10 protein-coding genes are annotated in these 12,384 nt (G+C 65.8%); all 10 read left to right on the top strand.

What is annotated here, in order from left to right:
• The gene (locus ISP14_RS02345) at positions 1 to 1,233 is read left to right on the top strand and encodes an ABC transporter permease (RefSeq protein WP_404535954.1); all 1,233 of its coding nucleotides are present in this window, start codon (positions 1 to 3) and stop codon (positions 1,231 to 1,233) included.
• A gap of 47 nt (positions 1,234 to 1,280) precedes the next feature.
• Complete coding sequence (locus ISP14_RS02340; RefSeq protein WP_404535952.1) at positions 1,281 to 2,588, top strand: ABC transporter permease; 1,308 nt, start codon at positions 1,281 to 1,283, stop codon at positions 2,586 to 2,588.
• A gap of 10 nt (positions 2,589 to 2,598) precedes the next feature.
• Positions 2,599 to 3,828, top strand: a complete 1,230-nt coding sequence (locus ISP14_RS02335; protein ID WP_404535949.1) for an ABC transporter permease — start codon at positions 2,599 to 2,601, stop codon at positions 3,826 to 3,828.
• Positions 3,829 to 3,881: 53 nt separating this feature from the next.
• Positions 3,882 to 5,042, top strand: coding sequence for an alpha/beta fold hydrolase (locus ISP14_RS02330; RefSeq protein WP_404535946.1), 1,161 nt, complete (start codon positions 3,882 to 3,884; stop codon positions 5,040 to 5,042).
• Between the two features lie 244 nt (positions 5,043 to 5,286).
• Positions 5,287 to 6,606, top strand: a complete 1,320-nt coding sequence (locus tag ISP14_RS02325) for an ABC transporter permease (protein ID WP_404535943.1) — start codon at positions 5,287 to 5,289, stop codon at positions 6,604 to 6,606.
• A gap of 10 nt (positions 6,607 to 6,616) precedes the next feature.
• The gene (locus ISP14_RS02320) at positions 6,617 to 7,849 is read left to right on the top strand and encodes an ABC transporter permease (protein ID WP_404535940.1); all 1,233 of its coding nucleotides are present in this window, start codon (positions 6,617 to 6,619) and stop codon (positions 7,847 to 7,849) included.
• 45 nt (positions 7,850 to 7,894) lie between these two features.
• Entirely contained in the window at positions 7,895 to 9,199 is a 1,305-nt protein-coding gene (locus ISP14_RS02315) for an ABC transporter permease (protein WP_404535938.1), read from the top strand.
• A 10-nt stretch (positions 9,200 to 9,209) separates the two neighbouring features.
• Positions 9,210 to 10,430 carry an ABC transporter permease gene (locus ISP14_RS02310; RefSeq protein ID WP_404535935.1) on the top strand — a complete coding sequence of 407 codons (1,221 nt, stop codon included), beginning with the start codon at positions 9,210 to 9,212 and terminating at the stop codon, positions 10,428 to 10,430.
• An 88-nt stretch (positions 10,431 to 10,518) separates the two neighbouring features.
• Positions 10,519 to 11,859 carry a sigma-54-dependent transcriptional regulator gene (locus tag ISP14_RS02305; protein WP_404535933.1) on the top strand — a complete coding sequence of 447 codons (1,341 nt, stop codon included), beginning with the start codon at positions 10,519 to 10,521 and terminating at the stop codon, positions 11,857 to 11,859.
• Positions 11,860 to 11,933: 74 nt separating this feature from the next.
• Entirely contained in the window at positions 11,934 to 12,254 is a 321-nt protein-coding gene (locus tag ISP14_RS02300) for a hypothetical protein (protein ID WP_404535930.1), read from the top strand.
• The last annotated feature ends 130 nt before the right edge of the window (positions 12,255 to 12,384 follow it).

The raw sequence follows: 12,384 nt of genomic DNA, 5'->3' as shown, positions 1-12,384 counted from the left end.
ATGGACATTCGACCGATACTTTCCACCCTGCGGCGCCACAAGATCACCGCGTGGCTGCTGATACTGGAGATCGCGCTGACCTGCGCGATCGTGTGCAACGCGGTGTTCATGATCGGCCAGCGGCTGCAGCTCATGAATTTGCCCAGCGGCATTGCCGAGCATGAGCTGGTGCAGATCGACCTGGGCCATATCGGCAGCACCCCGAACGCCATCGCGCAGTCGCAGACCGACCTGGCCGCGCTACGGCAAATAGCCGGTGTGCGGCAGGTGGCGGTGATCAATCAGCTCCCCTTCGCCGATGGCGGGTCATCCAACAGCGGCATCCGGCTGAGTCCGGAACAGCCACAGGACACACTCGAGGCATCGACGTATTACGGCGAAGGCGTACTGCCCACGCTGGGGGTGCAACTGCTGGAAGGGCGTGATTTCCAGCACGACGAATACGTCGACTTCGAGACCGTCATCGCCGATCTGCGCAACGGCGACCTGAAAAACCTGCCTTCGACCATCATTGTCACCCAGACCTTGGCCAAGCGGCTGTGGCCGGACAAGGACGCGCTCGGCCAGACGATTTATGTCGGCAAGGGCTTGCCGTTCCGGGTTGTTGGCGTGGTGGCCGACCTGGCCCGGCCGAACAACCCGAACCTGGGCGTGGAGTACAGCACGGTATGGCCGATACGCATGACGGGGTCCGGCGGCAATAGCTATGTCATCCGCACCGCACCGCAGGATCGCGACGTCGTGCTCAAGGCCGCGGTGGCCAAGCTCAAGCAGCTCGACCCGAACCGCGTCGTACTGGTGAAGCGCACTTACGACGAAGCGCGCCATGCGTTCTTCGCGAACGACCGCGCGATGGCCGGCATCCTGGTAGGCGTGATCGTGGCGTTGCTCACGGTGACCGTGCTGGGCATCGTGGGGCTGGCCAGCTTCTGGGTCGGGCAACGTCGCCGCACCATCGGCGTGCGCCGTGCCTTGGGCGCCACTCGCGGCGACATCCTGCGCTACTTCCAGACCGAGAATTTCCTGCTCGCCAGCTTCGGCATCGTGCTCGGCATGATGCTGGCCTACGGCATCAACCTGTTCCTGATGCTGCATTACGAGTTGCCGCGGTTGCCGGGCATCTATTTCCCGGTCGGCGCATTGGTGCTGTGGATCATCGGCCAGCTCGCCGTACTCGGTCCTGCGCTGCGCGCTGCGGCGGTGCCCCCGGTGGTGGCGACGCGCAGCGTGTGATTTTCCGCCTCCCCGAGAGGGGAGTACCCAGATGACGGAGGTGTGTGATGTTCGGTTACTACCTGGACCTCGCGTTGCGCAGCCTCAAGCGCAACAAGGTGCTCACCGCGTTGATGGTGTTGTCGCTGGCGCTAGGCATTGGCGCCTGCATCACCACCACGACGGTGTTGCGGCTGCTTTCGGGCGACCCGCTGCCGCAAAAGAGCAGCCAGCTGTTCTATCCGCAGGTCGATCCCAACGCCAAGGAAGGCTATATCGCCGGCCAGACCGAGCCGCCGTCGACGATGCCTTACACCGATGCCATGTATCTGGTGCACGCCCACCGGGCGAAGCGGCAGGCAGCGATGGCGTTGACCGAGGGCAAGATCGCGCCGCAGCGGGCCAACGAACGGCCCTTTTTCAGTGACGGGGTGCAGACCACCGCGGATTTCTTCGGCCTGTTCGATGCACCATTCCAATACGGCAGCGGCTGGACGGCGGCGGACGACGAGGCCGGTGCCCGGGTGATCGTGATCGCGGGCTTCCTCAACCAGAAGCTGTTCGGCGGCGCCAACAGCGTGGGCAAGACGATCCGCATGGACGACCACGACTTCCGCATCGTCGGCGTGCTCAAGCCGTGGTCGCCGCAGCCGCGCTTCTACGCGCTGGACCTGGGCGGGCACGACTACGGCGGCGATGGCGACGCGATGTTCCTGCCGCTGAAGACCGGCAACGACCTGAAAATGGGGCCGCAGGATATCGAGTGCTATGACACGGTCTCCAACATGGACGACCTGGCGGCGGCGCCGTGCAGGTGGCTGGGCGTGTGGGTGGAGCTGCCGGACCAGGCCGCGGTGGCCGACTACCGCACGTTCCTCGCCAACTATGCGCGGCAACAGGTGACCCTGGGCCGCTTCAGCCGCGACGAGACCGCCATGCCGGATCTGGTGGGCTGGCTGCGTCACGAGCAGGTGGTGCCCGACGACGTGCGGCTGCAAGCGGGCCTGGCCTATGGCTTCTTGCTGATCTGCGTGCTGAACACGGTGGGCTTGCTGCTGGCCAAGTGCCTGCGCCGCTCGCGCGAGATCGGCGTGCGCCGTGCGCTTGGCGCCACGCGTGGCGCGGTCTTCGCACAGTTCATGGTCGAGGCCGGCATCATCGGTGTGGTCGGCGGCGTGCTCGGCCTCGGCTTCGCCGAGCTGGGCCTGCTTGGCATCCGCCACCAGCCTGCCGAGTACGCCAGCCTCGCGCATTTGGATCTGTCGATGTTCCTGTTCACCTTCGTGGTGGCGCTGGTGGCCAGCCTGATCGCTGGCCTGCTGCCCGCGTGGCGCGCCTGTTCGGTTGCCCCGGCACCGCAACTCAAAGCCAGTTGAGGAGATGCACATGGAAATCCGTCCGATACTCGCCAGCCTGCGCAAGCACCGCATCCCGACCATACTCATCGTGCTGGAGATCGCGCTGACCTGCGCAGTACTCTGCAATGCGGTGTTCATGATCGGCCAGCGCGTGACCGCCATCCGCCTGCCCAATGCCATCGACGAGCGCAACCTGAGTGTGGTCGCGCTGGGCGGCACCGACGAGAAAACCTCCGGCAGCGACGTTCCGCGCAACCTGGCGGCGCTGCGCGGCATTCCCGGCGTGCAGGCGGCAGCGGCGATCAGCACGTTGCCGCTCAGCCACAACAACTGGGGCTGGAGCTTCGGCACCACGCCCGATGTGTCCGCCTTCGACAAGAGGACGGTCAACTTCTCGCTGTTCTTCCTCGGCGAAGGCGCCGAGCAGACGCTGGGCCTGCGTCTGCTGCAAGGGCGCTTCTTCAATGCCGACGACTACGCGGGCAGCTCGTTCGGCAGCGCACCGCTGCCGGAAACGCACGTGACCCTGGTGACGCGCAGCGTGGCGGAACGCTTGTGGCCCGGACAATCGGCGCTGGGCAAGACCTACTACTCCATGCCGCACTACTACACAGTGGTCGGCGTGGTCGCCGACGTACTGCGGCCGAACATCGGCAGCCAGGGCGAGGATTGGAGCTACTACAGCGCCTTCTTCCCGATGAGCGCGGCAGGCTCCAGGGGCAACCTGAGGCGCTATCTGCTGCGCAGCGCGCCGGGCGACCGCGACCGCGTAATGCGTGCGGCGGAACAGAAGCTGGCCGAGCTGAATCCGGGCGCGGTAACCAAGAGCGCGATCTACACAGACATGCGCGATCAGTATTTCGCCGACATGCGCAGCATGGCGTGGATGCTGGTGCTGGTCTGCGCGGTGATGCTGGCGGTGACCGCATTCGGCATCGTCGGCCTCACCAGCTTCTGGGTGGGCCAGCGGCGCCAGCAGATCGGCATCCGCCGCGCGGTGGGTGCCAGCCGCGGCCACATCATGCAGTACTTCCAGACCGAGAACTTCCTGCTCAGCGCCGCCGGCGTGGTGCTCGGCATGGCGATGGCCTACGGCATCAACCTGTACTTGATGCGGCACTACGAGCTCACGCGTATGCCCTGGTACTACCTGCCGATCAGCGCGATCGCGCTGTGGGGGCTGGGTCAGCTTGCCGTGCTCGGCCCCGCGCTGCGCGCCGCGGCGGTGCCGCCGGTGGTGGCGACGCGAGCGGCGTGAATTTTCCAGGAGGTGGGAAACCACCTCCCATCGTTGACCTGACGGAGTATGGGATGAAGAAAATTCGACTGGCCACCGCCGCCATGCTGACCACTGTCATGCTGATGGCGACTGGCGTCGCGAATGCCGGTCCGGCGGAACACGACGCGGCGCACTGGATGATGCGCGCCAAGGTCACCGGAATCATTGCCGAGAACCAGAGGATCGTTTCGCCGAACGGCATCCAGGAACAGATCAAGGTGCATGTCGACGGCATCGACCAGTGGCTGACGATACGCGGCCGCGACCTGCGCAATCCGATCCTGCTGGTGCTGCACGGTGGCCCGGCTTCGCCGGACACGCCGCAGGCCTGGACGTTCGAGTCGCCGTGGCAGGACTACTTCACCGTGGTCGAATGGGATCAGCGCGGCACAGGCAAGACCTACGCCGCCAATACCGAGGCACAGATGGCGCCGGGCATGAGCATCGACGGCATGACCGACGATGCGGCGAAGATCGTCGACTACCTTCGCCAGCGTTTCCACAAGCAGAAAATCTTCGTGATGGGGCACTCCTGGGGCAGCGTGCTTGGTGTGGAGTTGGCGCAGCGCCATCCGGATTGGCTCTATGCCTACATCGGCGTGGGTCAGCTCGTGAACATGCGCAGGAACGAGGAGGACGGCTACGCATCCGCATTGCGCGACGCCAAGGCGCACGGCAATGCCGCTGCCGTGCGCGAACTGGAGGCGATCGCACCCTATCCGGGCCCGAAGGACATCACCCTCGATCAGATCGGCGTGCGCGACAAGTGGGAGATGTACTACGGCGGCCTCGCCTGGGGCCGCCGGGATTATCAATTCGCGGCAGATACCTGGGACCTGTCGCCCGACTACAGCGAAGCCGATCTGGACGCCATAGGCAAAGGCAGCGTGTTCTCGCTGCAACACCTGCTCAAGCCATTGCTGGCGGTCGATTTCGATCACACCACCCGATTCGACTGCCCGGTGGTGATGTTCGTCGGCGCACACGACAACACCACCTCGCACGTGTTGGCCGAACAGTGGTTCGACAAGTTGCAGGCACCGTCCAAGCGGCTGGTGGTGTTCGCGGACTCGGCACACATGATCATGCTGGAGCAGCCCGGCCGCTTCCTGGTGCATCTGGTGGACGACGTACTGCCGTATGCGCAAAAGGCAGGCGATGGGGCGCCGGCCGAGACGGAACGCGATCGCTGACTGTGGATGAGGTTCTCGTGATGCCCCGGCATCACGGGAACGACGAGCGGATCTGGGTATGCGTGTGCACGGCAGAACCATGTCCGGTCATCGCCTGAACTACGTACTGCACGTCCTGGGCATGCCGCCGCCGATGACGGGGTGTTCGGCATGAGGGCAGGCATGGGGCCGGCATGGGAGATTCGTATAGGCCATGGCCCGCGGTGCAATGGCTCTTTCGGGTCTCGATCAAATGGAGATCGCGATGTTTGATTACTACTTGCGCCTGGCCTTGCGCCGCTGCCGGCAGAACCTGCCGATGGTGGGCCTGCTGATGCTGACGATGGCCATCGGCATCGCCTCGTGCATGACCGCGCTGACGATCTTCGGCGCACTCTCCGGCGATCCGCTGCCGGGCATCAGCCAGCATTTGTATGTGGCGACGATGGATGCGCGCGTGGCAGTGGACAAGGACAACTCCGACTACAAGCAACCGGGCAGCTGGCTCAAGCTGGCCGACGCCAAGGCGCTGGTGGATGCGCACCGCGCACGCCAGCAACTGGCGCTGGCGCAGAGCTACACCGAGATAGGCAACCCGGACGGCAAGCAGTCGGATCAGGTCAACGGCTTCATGGCGTACGGCGAACCGCTGGGTATGCTGAGCGTGCCTTTGCGTTATGGCCGGCCGTGGACGATGCAGGAACTGGCTACGCGTGCGCCGGTGGTGGTAATCGACAGCGATCTCGCACAGAAACTGTTTGGTGCCGTGGATGTGGTGGGGCGCAGCGTGCTTATGGGAGGCAAGCCGTTTCGGGTGATCGGGGTCAGCGCACCCTGGAAACCGCACACGGTGTTCCTGGACTTGTCGCGCAACCAGGGCAATCCGCTGGGCGGCAACGAGCAGTTCTTCGTGCCCGCCGAGGCAGCGTTGGATGGGGGCGTGGGACCGATGACGACGGGAGAGTGCGGCAAGGGTGCGCCGGTCATCGCGTTCCAGTCGGCCGAGGTGAAGCAATGCCGCTGGATGGAGGTGTGGGCGGCGCTGGATACGCCGGCCGAGGTGGCGGATTGGCGCGACTTCGTCGCGGGCTATGCGAATGCGCAGCACGATGCGGGCCGTTTCGCCTATCCGCCGCAGCCACGGCTCTATGGCTCGCGTCCGTGGATGACGTTGCATCGTGTGGTGCCCGACGACGTGCGTCTCAACCTGATGCTGGCCGGCGCCTTCCTGTTGCTGTGCATGGTCAACGTGGCGGGCCTGTTGGCCGCGCGCTTCCTGCGCAGGCAGGCCGACGTGGCAATCCGTCGTGCGCTGGGCGCGTCGAAGCGCACCGTGTTCAACCAGCATCTGGTCGAAACCGGCGTGCTGGGATTGCTCGGCGGTGTGCTTGCGCTGCCGTTGACCTGGCTGGGCCTGTGGATCGTGCGCCAGCAGCCGGTGGCTTATGCCGAGGCGGCGCGTTTCAGCGTTGGCGTATTCGCCGTGCTCCTGCTGTTCTCGCTGCTGGTGGGCATGGTGGTCGGGATTCTGCCGGCATGGCGCATCTGTCGCCTGCCGCCGGCCATGCAGATCAAGCAGGCCTGAGGAGAGATTTGTGCGCCACATCGTGAGTCCACTGTTGCGTCATCGCCTGATGCCTATGCTGGTCGTGCTGCAGGTGGCATTGGCCTGTGCCATCGCCTGCAATGCCTTGTTCCTGCTGCAACAGAAGCTGGTGCCGTTGCTCACGCCCGACGGCATGGGCGATCCGGGAAGGCTGGTGATGGCCTGGAACATCGCGCCGCGCGGCAAGCTCTGGCCCACCAGCCGTTTGCTGGAAGTGCGCCAGCAGCTGCGTACCTTGCCGGGCGTAAGCGCCGCCAGCGTGTCCGGCTCGCTGCCGATGGAAACCAACGCCCAGATGAACGGCACCGTGCTTGGCATCGGCGCGAACACCAAGGCCACCACTGCGCTCTACATCGGTGCCGACATGGTCGATGCGCTGGGCCTGAAACTGGTTGCCGGGCGTGATTTCAGTGCGGACGAGCAAACCCTGCAATACCACGGCATGGGCATGGACCAGTCCGGGCCGGCGATCATCACCCGGGCGTTGGCGCAGCGGCTGTTTCCTGGCGAATCCGCCGTGGGGCGGCAGATCAGCATCGGCCAGGACGCCGGTGCCGCGCACCGTACGGTGGTCGGCGTGGTCGCGCACCTGATGAGCAACAAGTTCGACACCGACGGCGGTGATGTCGACTACAGCATGCTGTTCCCGGGGGTCCCAGGCGACTGGCCGATGCCGGTGTTTGCGGTGCGCGTCGCGCCCGACGCGGATGCGGAGCGCGTGCGCAAGGCGGTCGAGGCTGCCATCCATCGTGAGCTGGGCAATGAACTGGTACGGGGTTTCGATCCCAGTATCCGGATGTACGACGAGATGCGCGCGCACGCGCTGGCGAAGTTCAAGGCTGCCGTATGGCTGCTGGGCGGCGTCAGCCTGGTGGTGCTGGTCGTAACCATGGTCGGCATCATGGGCCTCACCAGCTACTGGGTGCAGCAGCGCACGCGGCAGATCGGCATACGTCGCGCGCTGGGTGCGCGGCGGCGTCACATTCTGCGCGAGCTGCAGCTCGAGAACCTGCTGGTGGTGTGCGCCGGCGTGCTGCTGGGCCTGGTCTCGGCCTATGCGATCAACCTGTGGCTGATGCATCACTACGAACTGACTCGCTTGCCGTGGACTTACCTGCCGTATGGCGCGGCGCTGATGCTGCTGCTCGGCCAGTTCGCCGTGCTGTCGCCGGCACTGCGCGCCTCGCGGGTGCCGCCGGTGGTGGCGACGCGGAGTGTGTGATGTGTTGGCAACCCCTGTGGGCATGAGCTTCAAAGGAGTGAGTGCATGTTGGGTTACTACCTCGATCTGGCCCTGCGCAGCCTGAAGCGCAACAAGATGCTCACCGCGCTGATGGTGCTGGCCATCGCGCTGGGCATCGGCGCGAGCATGACGATGGTGACGGTGCTGCACGTGATGACGGCCGATCCGATACCGGGGCGCAGCGGGCAGCTGTTCTATCCGCAGGTCGATCCACAGGGCATGGACGGCTACTCCAAGGACAAGGAGCCGCCGGACGAGCTGACCTGGATCGATGCGATGAACCTGGTACGTGCCGGCAAGGCGACCCACCAGGCGGCGATGTCGGGCGGCCGGGTGACGGTAGTGCCGTCGCAGGGGGCGACGCATGCGTTCATTGCGGACGCACGTTACGCCACGGCGGACTTCTTCCCGATGTTCGAAGTGCCGTTCGTCGACGGCGCCGGCTGGACGGCCGGCGACGACGACAAGCATGCACGCGTGGCGGTGATCGCCCGCGAACTGGCGGACAAGCTTTACGGTACGCCGCACGCGACGGGCCAGATGCTGCGCTTGGGCAAGTACGATTTCCGCATCGTCGGTGTGATCGGCGATTGGAACCCGGTGCCGCATTTCTACGACCTCACGCAAGGTAGATACGCCGAGCAGGAACAAGTTTTCCTGCCGTTCGCGACAGCAATGGAACTGAAGCAGGGTACCCAGGGAAGCATGCAATGCTGGGGTGGTTTCCCGGGCGAGGACGGTCCGACCAAGACGGATCAATGCTCGTGGGTGCAGTTCTGGGCGCAACTGGACACGCCGGCGCGGGTCGCGGCCTATCGCGACTTTCTCGCGAGCTATTCGGAACAGCAAAAAACGTTGGGGCGTTTTGCCCGGCCGCCGAACACGCGGCTGTACGGCGTGATGGCATGGCTGGACCACAACCACGTGGTGCCGGGCAGCGTGCAGCTGCAGACCCTGCTGGCGCTGGGCTTCCTGCTGGTGTGCCTGGTCAACACCGTGGCGCTGCTGCTGGTGAAGTTCCTGCGTCGCGCCGGCGAACTTTCCGTGCGCCGAGCGATGGGCGCATCGAAGCAGGCGGTGTTTGCGCAATTGCTGGTGGAAGCGGCGCTGGTGGGCCTGACCGGTGGCTTGGTGGGCCTGCTGCTGGCGGCCTTTGGCCTGTGGGTCGTGCGCCAGCAGCCGGTGGAATACGCCACGCTGGCGCACATGGACGGCGCGATGCTCTGCGGCACCTTCGTGCTGGCCGTGTGCGCCACCTTGCTGGCGGCCCTGTTTCCGGCCTGGCGCGCCTGCCGCATCGTGCCGGCCCGTTTGCTGAAGACGCAATGAGGCCGTGACCATGCATCCCATCATTTCCGCATTGAAGCACCACAAGACTGCGGTCGCGCTGGTGGCGCTGGAAATCGCGTTGACCTGCGCCATCGTCACCAATGCACTGTTCCTGATCGGCGATCGCCTGGCGGCTATGCGCATGGTTACCGGCGTGGCCGACAGCGAGCTGGTGTGGGCACGCGCCACCGGCCTCGATCTCGGACAAGACACCAAGGCGGGGGGCGACATCGACGCCGATCTGGCCGCGCTGCGCGGCATGCCTGGCGTCGAGTCGGTGGCGATGACCAACTCGCTGCCGCTGAGCCCCAACTACTGGAGCATGGCCGTATGGCGCCATCCCGGCGACCAGAAGAGCGCGCTCAACAACGTGGTCGAATACCTGGGCACACCCGGCATGCTGAGGACGCTGGGTATCAGCCTGTCGGGAGGAAGGGACTTCCTGCCGCAGGAGTACGCCGATTACCGACCATTCGACAACAAGAGTGCGCCTCCGCCAACGGTCGCCATCGTCACGCGTTCGCTGGCCGGGGAGCTTTGGCCGGGAGAGAACCCGCTGGGGAAGACCCTTTGGCTGGACAGCGACGGCAAGCAAGCCGTGCAGGTGGTGGGCGTGGTGGATCATCTGCTCAACCCGAGCATCAACAAGCACCAGGGCGTGGATCGCAGCCTGATCCTCCCGGTGGCCAGGTTGATAGGAGGCGCATATGTGTTGCGTGTGAGGCCGGACATGTGCGCTGCGGTCGCGCGCGATCTGCCCACGGCGTTGACCCGCATCGACCCTGCACGCATGGTGAAAGCCAATGTCTACACCGACACCATCGCCGACTATTACCACGGCGACCGTGCGATGGTCTGGCTGCTGCTGGTGGTCACCAGCTGCCTGCTGGCGCTGACCGCGCTGGGCGTGGTCGGCCTGTCCAGTTTCTGGGTGCAGCAGCGCACGCGCAGCATCGGCATCCGCCGCGCCATTGGTGCCACACGTCGCGACATCCTGCGTTATTTCCAGTTCGAGAACCTGCTGATCGTCAGCGCCGGCATCGTGCTCGGCTCGCTCAGCGCGGTGGGGCTCAACTTATGGCTGATGAAGCACTATGAGCTGGCGCACATGCCGCTGGCTTGGCTGGTCTCGGGTGCCGTCGTACTGTGGCTGCTTGGCCAGCTCGCCGTGCTCGGTCCCGCGTTGCGCGCGGCCGCAGTGCCACCGGTGGTGGCGACGCGGAATGTGTGATGCGCAGAAATTTTCATGTACGTAGGCCGATGGTCATGGCAACCTTTTCCACCGGAGCCGCATCCATGCGGACATGTGCAGGAACAAGATGCGTACCGTACTGATCATCGACGACAACCCGTCCGTGGGCGAGGCGCTGTCGCTGCTGCTGTCGCTGCACGACATCCGCCCGCTGGTGGCGCTGAACCAGGCCGAAGGCCTGGCTGCGCTGGAGCGCGAGCGGGTGGACGTGGTGATCCAGGACATGAACTTCACCGCCGACACCACCTCGGGCGAGGAGGGCGTGGAGCTGTTCCGCGCGATCCGCGAGCAGCACCCCGACCTGCCGGTGATTCTGCTCACCGCATGGACCCATCTGGAGACCGCGGTGGAGCTGGTGAAGGCCGGCGCTGCCGACTATCTCGCCAAGCCCTGGGACGACCACAAGCTGCTGGCCACGGTGGAGAACCTGCTGGAACTCTCCGAGTCCACCCGCGAAGTGAGCCGCGCGCGGCGCGAGCGTCGTCGCCGCCGCGAGGTGCTGCAGACCACCTACGATCTGGACAACCTGGTGTTCGCCTCTGAAGCGATGGCGCGCACGCTGGAGCTGGCCTGCCAGGTGGCGCGCGCCGAGGTGCCGATCCTGATCACCGGGCCGAACGGCGCGGGCAAGGAGCGTATCGCGGCGATCGTGCATGCGAACTCGCTGGTGAAGAAGGGGCCGTTCGTCGCAGTGAACTGCGGCGCACTGCCGGGCGAGCTGATCGAGGCCGAGCTGTTCGGTGCCGACGCGGGCGCCTACACCGGCGCGAACAAGGCGCGTGAGGGCCGTTTCGAGCTGGCCGACGGCGGCACGCTGTTCCTCGACGAGATCGGCAACCTGCCGCTGCCGGGCCAGATGAAGCTGCTGCGCGTGCTGGAGACCGGCCAGTTCGAGCGGCTAGGCTCAGGCAAGACGCGGCAGGCCAAGGTGCGCGTGCTGTCCGCCACCAATGCCGACCTCAAGGCGATGATCCGCGCCGGCACCTTCCGCGAGGACTTGTACTACCGCCTCAACGTGATCGAAGTGAACCTGCCGCCGCTGTCCGAGCGGATCGACGACGTGCTGCCGCTGGCCGAGCATTTCCTCGCCGGCCGCGCCACGCTGGGCGATGCCGCACGCGAGGCGCTGCTGACCTACCCGTGGCCGGGCAACGTGCGCGAGCTGAAGAACGCGATCGAGCGTGCCTCGCTGCTGGCCGGTGGCAAGCCGATCACGCCGGAGCTGCTCAACCTGCCGCAGCTCGCGCCGGCCGCGGCGCGCAACCTCGACGAACCCAGCCGCGAGGCGGTGGAGGGTGCACTGCACCAGGCCGAGGGCGTGGTGAGCCGCGCTGCGCAGTCGCTGGGCCTGTCGCGCCAGGCGCTGTACCGGCGCATGGAGCGCTACGGGCTGATCGCGCCGGCATGACTGATGTCGCTTGCGGGCACCGTGGCGGCGTGGAAAGCTGCCGCAGCGTTCGCGCTTCCCGCCCGGAGATCTCCATGCGCATCCGTAGCCTCGTTTTCCTGTCGCTCTGCCTGCCGGCTTTCACGGTCGTGGCACAGACGGCGTCCGACCAGTTCGCGCCACCCGCACCGACCGCCAGCGTCGCCCCAGCGCACGGCAACGCTTCGCTCGGTGGCGATGCGACGGCGAAACCTTCGCCGTTCAAGTTCAAGAGCGAGCGCAAAGCCTGGGAACCGGAACCGCCGCCGCCGCGCGCCAACGACCAGAACGCGGTGATGGGCACCGAGCGCCCCTGGCAGAACGGCCAGCCGCCAGTGAGTTGCGCACAGACGCCGCACGATCCGGCATGCCGTTGAGCCACGGAGCCTGTTCAATGCCGCCATACAGCCCGCCGGGCCGGGTCGGGTTGCCCGCATGCCTGCGTCGTTACCCGATCGTGGACGGATGTCTACTTCTTGATCCCTCCTTGTCCCTTGCGCAAAAAGC

It is taken from the genome of Dyella agri, from assembly GCF_044904705.1.
In the GTDB taxonomy this organism is placed as follows: Bacteria; Pseudomonadota; Gammaproteobacteria; order Xanthomonadales; family Rhodanobacteraceae; genus Rhodanobacter_A; species Rhodanobacter_A agri.
Note: the sequence above shows the minus strand (reverse complement) of the source record. Positions and strands in the feature narration are given on the sequence as shown.